Source organism: Brevibacterium samyangense (assembly GCF_039529845.1).
In the GTDB taxonomy this organism is placed as follows: domain Bacteria; phylum Actinomycetota; class Actinomycetes; order Actinomycetales; family Brevibacteriaceae; genus Brevibacterium; species Brevibacterium samyangense.
In genome coordinates, this window is record NZ_BAAANO010000009.1 from 37,745 (window position 1) to 53,240 (window position 15,496).

The following is a 15,496-nucleotide window of genomic DNA, read 5'->3' on the forward strand; positions in this document are numbered from 1 at the left end:
CCGTTGTGCCCGTCTCCTGTTCGCAACACGCATCGTCTACCGTTCACTCTCGTGCGCGGCGACCCCGCGCTCCCTTCCGTACCGCTCGTGCCGGTGCACACCGCTGCCGGCCGACCCGATCCCCCGAGGAGATCCCCCTCATGAAGGCGTTCCACGTCATTGCGAAGTTCCTGGCCCACGAGCGCGCGGGCAAACCCGTGTTCGGCCTCATGGGCGACGCCAACCTCGCGTTCCTCGGCGCGTTCATCGAGGCGGAGAAGGGCAACTACGTCGGCGCGGTCCGGGAGGGCGGAGCGGTGTCGATGGCCGAGGGGTACGCGCGGATGTCCGGGGAGGTCGGCGTCGCCTCCGTGACGCACGGACCGGCACTCACGAACACGCTCACGGAGCTCACCGAGGCCGCCCGCGGCAGGGCCCCGATCGTCGTCATCTACGGCGACACCCCCACGCACAACGAGCACTTCCAGTACTTCGACTCCCAGGCATTCGCCCGGGCGGCCGGCGCACACTACGAGCGCGTCCTCACCCCCGAACTCCTCGTGACGACGATGCGCAAGGCGTTCCTCCGTGCCCGCCTCGACTCCGTTCCGGTGCTCCTCGACATCCCCTTCCCGCTCATGAAGGCGGAACTCGAGTGGACGCCGCCGGCGCTCACGCACGCCGCCCCGCAGGCGATCGCCCCCGACACCGACGCCGTCGACGAGGCGCTCGGCCTCCTCATGTCCGCGAAGCGCCCCTTCGTCCTCGCCGGCCGCGGAGCCGTCGCAGCGGGCGCCCGTGACGCGATCCTCGCCCTCGCGCGCAAGGTGAACGCGCCCGTGCTCACCTCGCTCCTCGCGAAGCAGTTGTTCGAGGGCGAACCGGAGAACCTCGGCATCCACGGCACCCTGTCGACGCCCGCTGCGATCGAGTACATGGGTGAGGCGGACGTCGTTCTCTCCCTCGGCGCCTCGCTCAACAACTGGCAGACGGACCACTATCAGCTCCTCGAAGGCAAACAGGTCATCCAGTCCGACATCGACCCGGCGGCGATCGCGAAGTTCGGGCCGGTCGCGCAGGCCGTCGTCGGCGACGCCCGCCTCGTCTCGGAAGCGATGGTCGCCCGCCTCGACGAGATCGGTCACGAACCGCGCCGTGCCGCGTACCTCGAGAAGATCGCGCAGACGCCGTTCCGGGAATCCCGCGACCTCTTCGTCCCGCACACCGGCGACGGGTTCGTCGACATGCGACACGCGGCGCTCACGCTCTCGGAGGCGCTCCCGCAGGGCACCGTGAACATCACCGACGTCGGACGCTTCTGCTACTCGGTGTGGCCGCACATCGATGTGACGCCGGGCCGCTGGCACTACGCGGGGTACTTCGGGTCGATCGGCCTCGGCATCGCGGAGGGTGTGGGTGCGGCACTCGCGGTCGACGACGCACCGACCGTCGTGTGGGCCGGTGACGGCGGTTCCATGCAGGGCCTCCTCGAGATCTCCACTGCCGTCCGCGCGAAGGCACCGCTGCTCGTCGTCGTGATGAACGACCAGTGCTACGGCGCCGAGTACGGCAAGCTGCAGGCGGTCGGCTGGCATGCGGAAACGAGTTTCCTCGAATGGCCGTCGTTCGCGGAGTCCGCCGCCGGCCTCGGCGCGGAGACGCTCCGCGTCACCTCGGCACAGGAGCTCGAGGCGGCTGCCGCCCGCGTGAGTGCCTGGTCCGCCGAGGCGGTCGCCGGCGATGCACGCCCCCTCCTCATCGAGGTCGTCGCCGATGCCCACAAGGTGAGCATCCACCCCGCGGTGGTGCCCCTGGAGAAGTGACGCGAGTGGAGTGACGGGACTCCGGAGGCGAGCGCATGTGCCGGACCGGGGACAATGGACGGCATGCTCACCTTTCTCGCCGTTCTGTTGCTGCTCAATGCTGTCTTCAACGTGCTCGTCTGGCCGCGGTTCTGGAAGCGCGTGACCGCCGACCCGCGCGCCCGCGACGACGCCGGCAAGGTCACGAAGTTCTACACCGTCCACGCCGTGCTCATCCTCATCGCCCTCGTCCTCGCGGTCGCGTCCGCGCTCGCAGGCATCACGGTGCTCATCGGCTGGCGCTGAGGCGATGGAACCGGCAGCGGTGACAGGACAGGGCTGACATGACGGACGAGGGCACGGGCGCGTCACCGCGCGGGCCGCGGCTGCAGCTGCTCGCCCGTGGCTGGTTCGCACTCGTCTCCCTCGCCGGCGCCGCGATCGTGTGGATCGAGCACCGGTGGCAGCTGCACCTCGAGCTGCCGTCCGGGGTGCAGATCGGTGGACTGGTGCTCCTCATCGCCGCGAGTGCCCTCGGCACCTGGTCCGCTGTGACGATGACAACCCGCGGCGAGGGGACCCCTCTGCCCTCGGCGCTCCCGAGGCGCCTCGTCGCCGCCGGCCCGTACCGCCTCGTGCGCAATCCGATGGCGGTCGCCGGCATCGCCCAGGCCGTCGCGGTCGGGCTGCTCGTCGGGTCCTGGCTCGTCGTCGCCTACGGACTCGTGGGCTCGCTCATGTGGAACTTTCTCGTCCGGCCGCACGAGGAAGCCGACCTCGCGGCCAGGTTCGGCGAGGAGTTCGAGGAGTACCGCCGCACCGTCGGCATCTGGGTACCCCGGCTCCGGTGAGGCGGGTCAGCGCACTGTACTCGCGGTGGCCCCGGCACCTGCACTCCATCGGCGTCGCGATGTACAAGCACCGTCCCGAGTTGCCACCGTTGTCCCGGGGTCAACGCTGCCAACTCGGGATTCTGGTGGTAACCCGCCGGTGGCACGACAGCTCGACACAACCCTCATCGACCTCGCCATTCCCGGAAGCGGCGGGCGATCTCGTTCAGGGACTTCTCACCACTCGCGACAGCAATGACGAAGTCATAAGCCTCATCGTCTTCGACATCGAGGTCGTTGCCGTTGATCGCGGAGAACACGATGAGAGCGAGCCATCCGAGCCGTGTGTTGCCGTCGACGAGGGCATGATTGCGGATCAACGATTCGAAGAGCGCTGCGGCTTTGTCGTCGAGCGACGGATACGCTTCGTTCCCCCAGAGCACGGTGGTGGGTCGGTGAGCTGCTGATTCGATGAGTCCCACGTCCCGCACCGGACCGACGCCGAGATCATCGGTGAGCCGCAGGAGGTCCTCCGTCGAGAGGAACTCCGTCATTTTCCGAGGCGTTCGAGAAGGTCCGCGTATCGCGAGCGCGCCTTCTGGGAGGCTTCCGCCACTGCCGACTCGTGGCCGCGCCGGGCCGCAACTTCATGGATGGCGGCGATAGCAGCGGCATGCTTGCTCACCCCGTCGCGCTCCGCGAGCGCGGCGAGGGCCTTTTCATCATCTGCCGTCAGGCGAAGTGTCATGGCCATGCATCAACGATACCAAAGTGATACCAGATAGGAGAAGAGTGCCGAGAGGAGGCAACGGCGGCCGGCGGGGAGGTGCAAGCACCGTCCCGAGTTGCCACCGTTGTCCCGGGGTCAACGCTGCCGACTCGGGATTCTGCTGGTCACCCGCCGCCGGCACACGCGCATACGGCCCCGACGGCCTCCTACCCCTCAACCCGCCGTGAGCACGTCCCAGATGTGTTCCTCGCCGCCGCACAGCGCCGCAGTACCGAGAGCCACCAGGGCCGCATGTTCGCTCGTGCCGGAATCCCGCGTCGCCCAGATGAGCTGCGTGAGGTGGTGGAGTGGGTACTCGCGGGTGATGCCGATCGCGCCGTGCAGCTGGTGCGACTGCGCCGCGACGAGCCCGCCCGTCTGTGCCGCGATCACCGTGGCGACGTGCGCCGCCGCGACCTCACGGTCGGTGACGAGACCCGCACCGATCGCCGGTCCCGCGAGCTCGACGGCCCTCTCGAGCGCCTCGGCCGCGAGGTCCGTGTGGATCCACATCCGGGCGATGTGGCTCTTCACCGCGGGGATCGCCGCGAGCGGCGCCCCGAACTGCTCACGCGTGACGACGTGCTCGATCGTGAGCGCGAGCGCGCCCTCGCTCGCGCCGAGCAGCACCGCCGCGTCGAGGACCGCGCTGAGCGCCTCCCGGCCGGGTTCGCCCAGGCCGGCCTTCGCATGCGCGTCCCGCAGCGCCTCGGGCAGCCCACCGGTGACGCCGAGGCGTGCGAGGCCCCGGACGAGCGCCACGGCATCCGCGAGTCCACCGCCGGAGCCGCCGTCCGCCTCGGGGACGGACACACCGGTCCAGCCGAGCTCGGCGATCTGGGCGGCGAGCGCCTCGGCGCCCTCCGGTGTGCGGTCGACGTCGAGGAGCGCGCCTCCGGCGACCTGCCCGGCGAGCGCAACGAGTTCCTGCAGATCCGGGTCCGCGAGGGCCGGCAGAGGCCGGGCTGCGGAGAGGTCCTTCGGGAGTTCCATCTTCGCGACGATCCCGAGGAGCACGTCCTCCGCACCTCCGCGGATCCCGAACGCCGGGGACGCCCACAGTGCCTTCTCGACGAGGCCGGCGAGTTCGTCGCTCGGAGCGGGGACGAGCCGCCGGACGACGTCGATGAGGTCCTTCTCGAAGACGTTCCCGAGGAACTTCGAAGCGGCAGCCGCCCGGACCGGGGCCTCGCCGGCGTCGAGCGCAGCGGCGATCCGCTGATACATGTGCCGCAGGGAGGCGAGCGTCGCGACGACCTGTCCGAGGTCGCGGCGTGCCCCCTCGTCGGTGCGCAGCCCGGGTTCCTCGAGTGCGGCGGGGAGGAGCACCCACGTCGACAGTGCGCGCTCGGGGCCGCCCCGTTCGAAGCTCAGCTGCTCGACGACCTGCGACCACCCCTGGCCCTCGACCCCGATGAGGCGGCGGGTGGGGACGAAGACGTCGGTGAAACGCACCTCGTTGAAATGGTGTTCACCGGCGAGATCGACGATCGGGGTGACCTCGACGCCCTCCCACGCGGTGTCGACGAGGAACTCGCTCAGCCCCTTGTGCTTGCGGGCCTCGACCGAGGTGCGGGCGAGGACGTAGAGCGCATTCGCGTTGTGCGCCTGCGTCGTCCAGACCTTGTGACCATTGAGGATCCACCCGCCCTCCACGGGCTCCGCCCGCGTCTGCACCGAGGCGAGGTCGGAGCCGGACTCCGGTTCGCTCATCCCGAGGCCGATGACGGACCGGCCGGCGATGATGTCCGGCAGGATCTCGCGCTTGAGTTCCTCGGTTCCGGCACGGAGCACGGTCGGGCCGATCTGCCTCTCGGCGATCCAGTGCGCGGTCACGGGCGCGCCCACCCGGAGCATCTCCTCGGTGAGCGCGAGGCGGTCCGTGTTCGGCCTCCCCTGTCCGCCGTGCTCCTGCGGCCACGTCATCCCGAGGAACCCGGCAGCGCCGAGGGCCTCCGAGAACTCCCGGTCGACCGAACGCAGCCAGCAGTCGACGACCGGTTCGAGCTTCCCCGCGTCCTTCCACTCGGCGAGGAGCGCACGGATCCGTGCCCGCACCTCCTTCTGGGATTCGTGCGTGCTCACGGGTGCGGTCGTGGGATCCGGTGTGCTCGTCATGTGCTCGACGTCCGTCGTCATCGCGTCACCGCCCCTCGAAGACCGGGGTGCGCTTCTCGCGGAACGCCGTCACGGCCTCCGCGGAGTCGCGCGTCGACTGGATGACCGCCTGTTCGGCGGCGGCATGCACGAGGTGTGCCTCGAGCGACTGGGTGCGTGCGATCCGGGTGAGTCGTTTGATCGTGCGGACCGCGATCGGCGGTCCGGCGGCGAGCTGCTGCGCGAGTTCCCTCGCCGCAGGCAGCAGGTCCTCGGCCGGGTACAACTCGAGCGCGATCCCGAGCTCGACCGCTTCCGCACCGCCGACGAACCGGCCGGTCCACATGAGTTCGAGGGCCCGTTGTTCCCCGACGATCCGGGGCAGCATGTGGGCACCACCGTCTCCGGGCACGAGCCCGACGCGCACGTACCCCTGGGAGAGGCGCGCGGTGTCGGCGATGAGTCGGATGTCGGCCATGAGCGCCATGTCCATGCCGGCACCGATCGCGTCGCCGTTGATCGCGGCGATGTACGGCTTCTCGAAGTGTTCGAGGGCACGGGCGACCTCGTGGACGTCGTCGGCGAGGAAGGCTCGTCGTTCGAGCGTCTCCGTCACGGAACCGAACTCCTCGAGGTCGACACCGGCGCAGAATCCCTTGCCGGCACCGGTGATGAGGAGGACCGTCACCTCGGGGTCCGAGGCGGCCCGGCGGATCGCGTCCGCCCAGGCGGCGAGCATGGCGCGGGTGAAGGCGTTGCGCCGGTGGGGACGGTGGAGGGTGAGGGTCGCGACGCCGCTGACGACCTCGTAGAGGACCGGGGCGTCCTCGGTGGGCGCGGTGGCCGGATCCGATGTCGCGGCCGGGGATGTCGTTGACACTGCGGGGGGTGCTCCTTTGCACTCGAGGTAGGCGCTGTGGGCTCGGCCCGGCACATTCGGCCCGGCCCGGCCACGCCGCGACCTCACTGAACGATCGTTCAATTCCGCATCCGAGTGTAGTCCGCAACCGCGCTTTGTACAGTGGGTGAACTGTGCACGGGGCCCGATGACCGCTGGCGGAGCCGGTGAGAAAGTTCGCATCCGACTGCGGAATGAATCCGGAGCGCGTTAGGGTTGTTCACGTTTGAAGCATGAACGTGCAAGTAATCCCGTCCGGGAGCTCCGCACGGCTCGTGCTCGCTTCGATCCACACCGACGTCTTTCACAGGAGAACCATGCTCAAGGTCGCCATCATCGCCGGCACGTCCCGCCCCGGAGCCCTCAACCCGCAGATCACCGCGTGGACCGAGAAGCAGCTCGAGGCGCACGAAGGCATCCAGGCCGAGGTCGTCCACTTCAACGACTTCGACCTCCCCCTCCTCGACGAGGCGATCCCCGGCGGAGCCCACATGTACGAGAACGACCACACGAAGGCCTGGGGCGCGAAGCTCGAGGAGTTCGACGCGTTCCTCTTCGTCGTCCCCGAGTACAACCACTCCTTCCCGGGCTCACTCAAGAACGCTCTCGACTTCGTCGCCACCGAGTTCAACAACAAGGTCGCCGGCATCATCTCCTACGGCGCCGACAAGGGCGTCCGCGCGGCCGAGCAGCTCCGCCTCGTCCTCGCGAACTACCGCACCGCCGTCGTCCGCGGCCAGGGCGCCTTCTCGATCTTCACCGACGTCAAGGACGGCGTGTTCGCACCCGAGGAGGTCTCCTCCAACACCTTCGGCCCGATGGTCGAGGACCTCGTCGCCTGGGGCGAGGCCTTCAAGACCATCCGCGAGAACGCCGCCACCCAGGCCGCCTGACCTCCCGCACCCCCGCCGAGGCGCCCCGGCGGACCCGGCACCTCGCGCTCCTTCTCGTTCCTGGACGCCCCCGGGGAATCCACTCCACGTCCCCGGACCCACCCCGACATTGCTTGCGCGTTCAAGTAATCCCGTGTGAGGGTGTCCGCATGACGAAGAATCTCTCTGTCGCCCTGCTCCTCGTCCGCGCCGTCCTCGGTGTCGTGATGTTCGCCCACGGCATGCAGAAACTCACGGAGATCGGCATCCCCGGTGTCCAGGGCATGCTCGCCGGCATCGGTGTGCCCGCACCGGAACTCCTGGGCACGGCCATGCCCTATGTCGAGATCGCGGTCGGTGTCATGCTCGTCGTCGGCCTCGGAACCCGGATCGCCGGGATCATCACCGCCGCGATGATGGCCGTGGCCACGTTCGGCGTGCACCTCGGCGCGGGCTTCTTCGCCGCGAACGGCGGCTACGAGCTCACGCTCGTTCTCGCCGTCGTCGCGCTCGCTCTCGCGTTCTCGGGCCCCGGCTCGCTCGCACTCGACGCCCCGATCCGCCGGAGATCCGCGAAGGACTGAACCTCGGCCCGCCCCCGGTCACCGAAAGCAGCACTTTGCTCTCTCGGCAGCAATTCGCCCCGCTGCCACGAGCGCAAAGTGCTGCTTTCGCGCACCCGAACCCCGCCTAGAACGTGAGCAGGTCCTGCGCCTCGAGGTGGGCGATCTCGTTCGCGGTGAGGAGGACCGCCCGGTTCGCCGCCTCCCCGTGGGCCTCGTGCGAGAACCTCACACGGGTGACCCCGGCGTGCGCGGGACGGAAGAGGAAATCGCGGGCGAGCCCGTACTCCTCGGCGAGGAACCCGTTGACGACCCCGCCGTGACACGCCACGACGACGTTCTCCCCCGGGTGGGCACGCGCGATCGCCCAGATCGCCGAGTGGACGCGGGCACGGAACTCCGCGGAGCCCTCGCCGAGCGGGATCGCGTCCCAGGTGACGGTGCGGACCATGGCGGAGGCCGCCGCGGCCGCCGCCTCTCCGCCGACGGCGGCCTCGAAACTCGACTCCTGCGGGACGTCGCGGAAGATGCCGACCTCCCGCACCTCGGGCACGATCGTGACGTCGAGGCCGTGACGGGAGGCGATCGCCTTCCCGGTGTCGTTCGCCCGCGCGAGGTCCGAGGAGTACACCGCGTGGAGGTCGGCATCGGCGAGGAGGTCCGCGGTCGCCTCGGCCTGGGCGCGCCCGGTCTCCGAGAGCGGTGCGTCATAGGCGAGGAACTCGGGCGAATCGTGTGAGGCGCGGATCTGCTGACCGTGCCGCACGAGCCACACGTCCGTGTATCCCTCGCCCTTCGTGAGGAGAGCGTCGCCGAGTGCGCGTCCGAGGAAATTGCTCATGCGGGTGCTCCTCCGTCGACGGTGATGAGGGTGCCGGTCGTATAGGAGGCGAGCGACGAGGACAGGTAGAGCACCGCGCCGACGATCTCCTTCGGGTCTCCCCCGCGCTTCATCGCGAAGGATTGTGCGCGCTGTTCGAACGCCCCCATGTCCCAGTGCTTCGACACGTCGGTGAGGAACGTACCGGGCACGACGCAGTTCACGCGCACGTGCGGGCCGTACGCATGGGCGAGCGCCACGGTCACGGCGTTGAGGCCGGCCTTCGCCGCCGAGTACGGCACGGTCGCGGGCTTCGGGTACAGCGAGGCGATCGAGCTGATGTTCACGACCGACCCCTCCATGCCCGCGTCGATCATCCGCTCGGACAGCAGGGCCGCGAGCCGGAACGGCCCCTTGAGATTGAGCCCGAGGACCTTGTCGAAGAGCGCCTCCTCGATGCCGATGATCGAATCGTAGAGCGGCGAGGAACCCGCGTTGTTCACGAGCACGTCGACCCCACCGAGCACGTCCCAGGCGACTTCGGCGAACGCCGTCACCTCGTCCCAGTCGGTGACGCGGACGGACCGTGCATGCACGGCTCCCCCGGTCTCCGCCGTGATCCGCCGCGCGGCGTCCTCACAGGACTCGAGCCTCCGGGAGGCGATGAGCACCTCGGCCCCGAGGAGCGAGAAGGCGCGCGCCATCTCGAACCCGAGGCCACGCGAACCGCCCGTGATCACGACCCGCTTCCCGGTGAAGTCGAAGCGGAACTCCCCCGCGCCGGGCGCGGAACCTGTCACGGTACCGGGCACCGTTGCCTCACCCATCGATGATCTCCATCGCCTGGTCGAAGAGGGAGACGGTGCGTTCGTGCAACCGCTCCCCCACTTCCTCGGGTGCGAGGCCGGCCTTCGCGCGCGCCTGGCTGCCCTCGAGGATCGAGCCGAACCGGAAGCACGCGAGCACATGGTAGAAGTCGACCTCGTCCACATCGCGGGTGGCGACGTCGCCGTAGGCGGCGACGATCTCGTCCTTGCTCGGGGCTCCCGGCAGGGTGTTCCCGTACGAGGACGCGAGGAGGTGCCCGAGGTCGAGCAGCGGGTCGCCGAGAGTCGACAGCTCCCAGTCGACGAGCGCCGCGACCCCGGGCCGGTCCGCGGTGAAGAGGACGTTGCCGGCGTGACAGTCGCCGTGGATGATCCCCACTCTGCTCGCCGCCGCGACACGGTCCATGCGCGCGTTCAACCACGCGGGGATCGCCTCGACACCCTCGTGGTCGAGTCCCGGCCACTCGGGGAACTCGCGGTAGCTCTCGAGCTGCCCGACCCAGCGGCCGGGCTGGCGTTCGAGCCAGCGGTCCGGCTTCCCGAACCCCTCGAGCCCGGCCGCGAGGTGGTCGACGTTCCCGAGGTGTGCGACGGCCCGCGCGTGTTCGAGCCCGGCGGCGTGCTGCCAGGCCTCGTCCGCGAGGACGTGCGCGGGCACCTCGGAGACCCCGTTGTACCCCTCGACGGCGTCCATGACGAAGAATGCGTTGCCGAGCACCGACAGGTCGTCGCAGGCCGCGACGAACTCCGGGTGCGGCACGGGCGTGCCCGCGAGGGCGGCGAGGACCCGTGCCTCCCGGAGCATGATCTGGTCCGAGTTCTTCCGCTTGTTCACGGGCGGCCCTCGGTAGATGAGGCGCCGGGTGGCGCCGTCGGGTGCCGTCCCGGCGGGCGCCTCGGCGGTGGACTCCGCACCGCCGGGCACCCAGTCGAATGCGAGGAGCACGTTCTGGGTGCCGCCGGTGAGGAAGTCGGGGTTCTCCACCCGGCCGGGCCCGAGGTGCCCGGTCAGCCAGGTGCCGAGCGTGCCGAGGTCGAGTCCGGCCTCCCGGGCGTGCTGTGCGGCGGCGTCCGCCGTCACGAGGCCGCCTCGAGGTACTGCGCGAACTTCGCCTTCGCGGCCGCGGTCCGGGTCGGGATGTGCTCGGTGGGCACCTCGACCGGTTCGTAGTCGCGGAGGACACGGCGGGAGACGGTGACCTTGTGGACCTCGTCCGGGCCGTCGTAGATTCGCGCGGCGCGAGCGTTGCGGTACATCTCCTCGAGCGGGAGGTCGCCGGTGATGCCGAGCGAGCCGTGGACCTGGATGGCCCGGTCGATGACGTTGTAGAGCACCTGGGCGCCCCAGAACTTGATGAGCGCGATATCGGTGAGCGCCGCCTTCGTCCCGCCCTGGTCCATCTTCCATGCGGCCTGGAGCGTGAGCAGTCGGGCCGCCTCCATCTCCGCCTTCGAGGTCGCGACCATGTCCTGGATCATCTGCTTGTCGCGCAGGAAACCGCCGGAGACCTCCCGGGAGACGACGCGCTCGCACATGATGTCGAAGGCGCGGCGGGCCTGACCGAGCCAGCGCATCGCATGGTGGATGCGGCCGGGGCCGAGGCGCTTCTGGGCGAGGAGGAATCCGTCGCCCTCCTGCCCCACGAGATGGGAGGCGGGGACGCGGACGTTCTCGTAGAGGATCTCCGCATGGCCCTTGTCGCCGGCCGAGTGCGAACCACCCATGACGGGGATGTCGCGGAGGACGTTGACGCCCGGGGTGTCACGGTCGACGAGGATCATCGAGGCGCGCTTGTGCGGTTCTGCGTCCGGATCGGTCACGCACATGACGATGAAGAAGTCGGCGTGGGACCCGTTCGAGGAGAACCACTTGTGGCCGTTGATGACGTACTCGTCACCCTCGCGGACCGCGCGGGTCGTGAGGCGGGTGGGGTCCGCCCCGGCACCGGGTTCGGTCATCGAGAAGCAGGAGCGCTTCTCACCGGCGAGGAGCGGCTTCATCCACCGTTCCTTCTGGAAGTCGTCGCCGCCGATCGCGAGGAGCTCGGCGTTGCCGGAGTCCGGGGCGTTGTTGCCGAAGATCGACGGGGCGAGCGACGAGGACCCGAGGATCTCGTGCATGAGGCCGAGCTTGAGCTGGCCGAACCCACCGCCACCGAGTTCCGGCGGCAGGTGCGCGGCCCACAGACCCTTGTCCTTCACCTGCTGCTTGAGGCCGGCGGTCGCGGCCTTGTACTGCTCCTCGTCGAGGCCGGCGACCTCGAGCGGGTAGATCTCGTTCTTCACGAAGTCGCGCATCCACGCGAGCTTCTCCTCGAACTCCGGTTCGGTGCTGAAATCCCAGCTCATGTCAGTTCTCCTCCTCGAGAATGGTGAGCGCCTGCTGCGCGAGTTGTTCGACGCCCTCGCCGGCGTAGGTCGGGTCGAGATCGAGGTCGCCCATCTGCCCGGTGATGAGGCGGGTGTAGACGCCCTCCCGGATGCACGCGAGTTTCCACATCGCGAAGGCGGCGTAGTAGCCGACGTTGTGCGCGGTGGCCCCGGTCGCCTCCTCGTAGCGGGCGACGAGCGACTGCGCGCTCGGGAATCCGTCGGCCTCCCGGGGCACCCAGATGCTCGTGAAGTCCTCGGGGGTCGTGAGCATCGCGACGAAGTACCCGAGGTCGGTGAGGGTCTCCCCGATCGCGGTGAGTTCCCAGTCGACGACGGCCTGCACGGAACCGTCCTCGGCGAAGATCATGTTGTTCGGTTTGAAGTCCCCGTGGGCGATTCCGACCGGTGAGAGCTCCGCCGGGGGGACCCGGGAGGCGAGGACGTCGTGGACGGCCTTGATCTCCGGGATGTCCCGGGTGGTGATGGTCTCGAACTGGCTGAGCCAACGGCGCAGCTGCCGTTCGATGAGGCTGCCGGGCCGGCGGAGGTCCGTGAGTCCGACCGCGTCGACGTCGACGCTGTGGATCGCGGCGAGGGTGTCGACCATGCCGAAGGCCGTGGCCTCGCGTCGGTCGGCGGGGATGCGCGCCCAGTCCTCCGGCGTGTTGAGCGCGAACCCGGCGCAGTGGTCCATGAAGACGAAGGGAACCTCCATGACCGCGGGGTCGTCGACGATCTCGAGCACGTGCGGGACGGGCACATCGGTGGGGCCGAGCGCCGCCATGATCCGGCCCTCGCGGGCCACGTTGTGCGCGCTGCCGCCGGTGTGGCCGAGCGGCGGGCGGCGGAGCACCCAGCGTTTCCGTCCGTCGACGAGGAGCGTGAACGTGAGGTTCGACCGGCCGACGGAGAGCACCTCGTACTCGACCTCGTCGGCCCCGAACCGTTCACGGATCCAGGCACCGACCTTCTCCGGGTCGATCCCGGCGGGCGCGCCGGACCGTGCCTCACTGCTGGGTGCCTCTCTGCTGCGCTCCTCGGCGGTGGCTTCCGAATGGGTCACCGTTGACCTCCTGCTCATCCGGCGTCGTCGCCGTGGTCTCTCCTCACGAGCGCACGGGACGCATCGAGCGCACCCGCGGTCAAGTGAATTGAACATTCGTTCAGAACGGTTTTAACCCTAGGAGGAGTGGGGCACCTCGTCAACCGGGCGAGGTGCACACGCAGCGGACCGCCGCCCGACTCCCGGGGCGCACCTTGCGGCACCACCTCCGGACGTTCCGGGCCCGGAACGTGGCCCGGAACGTGGCCCGGAACGTGGCCGGGAACTCAGTCCGCCCGCACGCATATGAGAAACTGAACGGACGATCACCTCCCACCCGTGCATGCATTCGAAGAGGAATACAGTGACCAGCGCCATCGATGCCCCCAACAACGGGCCGCTCTCCGGGATCGTCGTCGCCGACTTCTCCCGCGTGCTCGCCGGCCCCTACTGCACCATGAACCTCGCGGATCTCGGTGCGACCGTCATCAAGGTCGAGAGCCCGACCGGTGACGACACCCGCCACTGGAAGCCGCCGGCCTACCGTGACGGCGCCTGCTACTACCAGTCGGTGAACCGGAACAAGCATTCGATCGTGCTCGACCTCGCGGACGCGGAGGACCTCGGGACGGCGAAGGCGATCGCCACCCGTGCGGACGTCTTCATCCACAACTTCAAGCCCGGGTCGATCGACAAGTTCGGCCTCGGCTACGAGGGCGTCAAGGAACTCAACCCCGCGATCATCTACGCCCACATCAGCGGCTTCGGCTCCGACAAGGGCAAGAACCTCCCCGGCTACGACGTCCTCGTGCAGGGCATGGCCGGCCTCATGTCGATGAACGGCGAACGCGACGGCGACCCCGTCCGCTCCGGAGTCTCCCTCTTCGACCTCACGACCGGCATGATGACGGCGATCGGCATCGTCGCCGCGATCCGCCACCGCGACCTCACCGGTGAGGGCCAGCTCGTCGAGAACAACCTCATGGCGAACGCCGTGTTCACGATGGCGAACCAGTACCAGGTCGCCGCGACCACGGGGAAGGGCCCGAGCCGCAACGGCAAGGAACACCCCACGATCTACCCGTACAACGCGTTCCCCACCGGCGACGGCGAACTCATCGTCGTCGCGGGCAACAACGGCCAGTTCGCGAAGCTCACGCAGGCCCTCGGGATCCCCGAGGTCGCGTCGGACGAGCGTTTCGACAATGCGGAGAAGCGCAACGTCAACCGCGACGAACTGCGGCCGCTCCTCGAGGCCGCCCTCGCGAAGAAGTCGAAGACCGAATGGTTCGGCATCCTCCGGGAGGCCGGTCTGCCGGTGTCCCCCGTGCAGAGCGTCGACGAGGGCCTCGTCTCCGCCGAGGAGCTGGGACTCGAGCCGGTCTGGTACCCGCAGGACGCCTCGGGAGAGCAGACGAGCGACTTCGCGACCGTCCGCAACTCGCTGCGCATGTCCGCGACACCCACGACCTACCGCAAGCAGCCGCCGCTGCTCGGCGAGGACACCGAGGCCGTCAGGGCCTGGCTGGCGCAGCCCACCGCCTGACGCCGCCGCACGCGCAACAGAGCTCCACGCGCACAGCACCGCCGAGGCGCCGCGCGGGTGAGGAGATCTCCTCACCCGGCCGGCGCCTCGGCCGTACCCACCGGGGATCCCCGCGCGGGCGGGAATCCGGTCCCCCAGGACCTGTTCGGACCGGCTCCTCGCGGCTAGCCTCTCTCTCGTACGCGCCCGGGCCCCGTGCCGGGCAGGCCGCCGGCGCGGAGGTCGTCATGCCCGTGCGCAACGCACAGAAGGGCCGGCGGGTCCGCGAGGAGATCCTCATGGAACTGCGGAACGCAGCGCCGCACGGCTCCACCGGAGAACCCGCCATCGAGCTCCACTCGCTCGATCTGTCCTCCCTCGCCTCGGTCCGCGAGCTCGGACAGGCGCTGGCCGAGGACGGCAGGCCGATCCACATCCTCGTGAACAACGCCGGCGTCATGACCCCGCCGGAACGCCGGTCGACGGCCGACGGTTTCGAACTGCAGTGGGGCACGAACCACCTCGGGCACTTCGCGCTCGTCGGGCTCCTCCTCCCGCTCCTGCGCGCGGGGAGTGCACGCGTGACCTCGCAGATCAGCGTCGCCGCGAACGAGCACTCGATCCACTGGGACGACCTCGACTGGGCGCGCTCGTACCACGGCCGCCACGCCTACAGCCAGTCGACGATCGCCGTCGGACTCTTCGGACTCGAACTCGACAGGCGCAGTCGCGCCCATGGGGTCTCACGAGCAACCTCTCGCACCCGGGCGTCGCCCCGACGAGCCTCCTCGCGGCCCGACCCGAACTCGGCCGGTCCCGCCCGACCCCGCTGCGCCGCGTCATCGCCGCTCTCTCGGCACGTGGGCTCGTGTTCGGTACGGTCGAATCCGCACAGCTCCCCGCGCTCATGGCCGCGACCTCGCCCGAGGCGGTCGGCGGTGCCCTCGACGGACCGCGCGGCTTCCGGCACCTCGGCGGCCCGCCGACGCAGCAGCCGCTCTACTCGCGCCTCCGCGACACGACGGCGGCGCAGCGCATCCGGGCGATCTCCGAGGATCTCACCGGGGTCGGGTTCCCGCAGAACTGAAGGCGCTCACAA

The 15,496-nt window shown here is 69.6% G+C and carries 16 protein-coding genes and 1 pseudogene; 8 read left to right on the plus strand and 9 right to left on the minus strand.

Annotated elements, in window-relative coordinates; all coding sequences use genetic code 11:
• Positions 1-140 precede the first annotated feature (140 nt).
• From ABD172_RS05305 to ABD172_RS05315, 3 genes are all read left to right on the plus strand, one after another.
• The gene (locus ABD172_RS05305; RefSeq protein WP_344307621.1) at positions 141-1,802 is read left to right on the plus strand and encodes a thiamine pyrophosphate-binding protein; all 1,662 of its coding nucleotides are present in this window, start codon (positions 141-143) and stop codon (positions 1,800-1,802) included.
• A 63-nt stretch (positions 1,803-1,865) separates the two neighbouring features.
• Positions 1,866-2,087, plus strand: coding sequence for an SCO4848 family membrane protein (locus ABD172_RS05310; RefSeq protein WP_344307623.1), 222 nt, complete (start codon positions 1,866-1,868; stop codon positions 2,085-2,087).
• 38 nt (positions 2,088-2,125) lie between these two features.
• On the plus strand, positions 2,126-2,632 hold the full coding sequence (locus tag ABD172_RS05315; protein ID WP_344307625.1) for a methyltransferase family protein: 507 nt from the start codon (positions 2,126-2,128) through the stop codon (positions 2,630-2,632).
• Positions 2,633-2,796: 164 nt separating this feature from the next.
• Here the strand turns inward: ABD172_RS05315 and ABD172_RS05320 are convergent, their stop codons facing one another.
• From ABD172_RS05320 to ABD172_RS05335, 4 genes are all read right to left on the minus strand, one after another.
• On the minus strand, positions 2,797-3,165 hold the full coding sequence (locus ABD172_RS05320; protein WP_344307626.1) for a type II toxin-antitoxin system death-on-curing family toxin: 369 nt from the start codon (positions 3,163-3,165) through the stop codon (positions 2,797-2,799).
• Entirely contained in the window at positions 3,162-3,365 is a 204-nt protein-coding gene (locus tag ABD172_RS05325) for a CopG family transcriptional regulator (protein ID WP_344307628.1), read from the minus strand. Before ABD172_RS05325 ends, ABD172_RS05320 begins: the two co-directional genes overlap by 4 nt.
• Before the next feature lie 189 nt (positions 3,366-3,554).
• Complete coding sequence (locus tag ABD172_RS05330; RefSeq protein ID WP_344307630.1) at positions 3,555-5,519, minus strand: acyl-CoA dehydrogenase family protein; 1,965 nt, start codon at positions 5,517-5,519, stop codon at positions 3,555-3,557.
• A gap of 4 nt (positions 5,520-5,523) precedes the next feature.
• Entirely contained in the window at positions 5,524-6,357 is an 834-nt protein-coding gene (locus tag ABD172_RS05335; protein ID WP_344307632.1) for an enoyl-CoA hydratase/isomerase family protein, read from the minus strand.
• A 335-nt stretch (positions 6,358-6,692) separates the two neighbouring features.
• Between ABD172_RS05335 and ABD172_RS05340 the strand changes: the two genes are divergently transcribed.
• Both ABD172_RS05340 and ABD172_RS05345 read left to right on the plus strand, forming a co-directional pair.
• Positions 6,693-7,268, plus strand: coding sequence for an NADPH-dependent FMN reductase (locus ABD172_RS05340; protein WP_344307634.1), 576 nt, complete (start codon positions 6,693-6,695; stop codon positions 7,266-7,268).
• A gap of 149 nt (positions 7,269-7,417) precedes the next feature.
• Complete coding sequence (locus ABD172_RS05345; protein WP_344307636.1) at positions 7,418-7,831, plus strand: DoxX family protein; 414 nt, start codon at positions 7,418-7,420, stop codon at positions 7,829-7,831.
• A 106-nt stretch (positions 7,832-7,937) separates the two neighbouring features.
• Here ABD172_RS05345 and ABD172_RS05350 read toward each other — a convergent pair whose 3' ends face one another.
• Genes ABD172_RS05350 through ABD172_RS05370 form a run of 5 tightly spaced genes read right to left on the minus strand, consistent with a single transcriptional unit; the run spans position 7,938 to position 12,893 of the window.
• Complete coding sequence (locus tag ABD172_RS05350) at positions 7,938-8,651, minus strand: histidine phosphatase family protein (RefSeq protein WP_344307637.1); 714 nt, start codon at positions 8,649-8,651, stop codon at positions 7,938-7,940.
• Positions 8,648-9,457 carry an SDR family NAD(P)-dependent oxidoreductase gene (locus ABD172_RS05355; protein WP_344307639.1) on the minus strand — a complete coding sequence of 270 codons (810 nt, stop codon included), beginning with the start codon at positions 9,455-9,457 and terminating at the stop codon, positions 8,648-8,650. Before ABD172_RS05355 ends, ABD172_RS05350 begins: the two co-directional genes overlap by 4 nt.
• The gene (locus ABD172_RS05360) at positions 9,450-10,538 is read right to left on the minus strand and encodes a phosphotransferase family protein (RefSeq protein ID WP_344307641.1); all 1,089 of its coding nucleotides are present in this window, start codon (positions 10,536-10,538) and stop codon (positions 9,450-9,452) included. Before ABD172_RS05360 ends, ABD172_RS05355 begins: the two co-directional genes overlap by 8 nt.
• The gene (locus ABD172_RS05365) at positions 10,535-11,806 is read right to left on the minus strand and encodes an acyl-CoA dehydrogenase family protein (RefSeq protein WP_344307643.1); all 1,272 of its coding nucleotides are present in this window, start codon (positions 11,804-11,806) and stop codon (positions 10,535-10,537) included. The genes ABD172_RS05360 and ABD172_RS05365 overlap by 4 nt, the downstream gene beginning before the upstream one ends.
• A gap of 1 nt (position 11,807) precedes the next feature.
• The gene (locus ABD172_RS05370; protein ID WP_344307645.1) at positions 11,808-12,893 is read right to left on the minus strand and encodes a phosphotransferase family protein; all 1,086 of its coding nucleotides are present in this window, start codon (positions 12,891-12,893) and stop codon (positions 11,808-11,810) included.
• 343 nt (positions 12,894-13,236) lie between these two features.
• Here ABD172_RS05370 and ABD172_RS05375 point away from each other — a divergent pair, with 343 nt between their 5' ends.
• The 3 genes and pseudogenes from ABD172_RS05375 to ABD172_RS05385 all read left to right on the plus strand — a co-directional run bounded on the left by ABD172_RS05375 (position 13,237) and on the right by ABD172_RS05385 (position 15,484).
• Positions 13,237-14,418, plus strand: a complete 1,182-nt coding sequence (locus tag ABD172_RS05375) for a CaiB/BaiF CoA transferase family protein (RefSeq protein ID WP_344307646.1) — start codon at positions 13,237-13,239, stop codon at positions 14,416-14,418.
• A gap of 227 nt (positions 14,419-14,645) precedes the next feature.
• Positions 14,646-14,966, plus strand: a pseudogene (locus ABD172_RS05380) (short chain dehydrogenase); the annotation flags it as partial.
• 299 nt (positions 14,967-15,265) lie between these two features.
• Positions 15,266-15,484 carry a Rossmann-fold NAD(P)-binding domain-containing protein gene (locus tag ABD172_RS05385; protein WP_344307648.1) on the plus strand — a complete coding sequence of 73 codons (219 nt, stop codon included), beginning with the start codon at positions 15,266-15,268 and terminating at the stop codon, positions 15,482-15,484.
• The last annotated feature ends 12 nt before the right edge of the window (positions 15,485-15,496 follow it).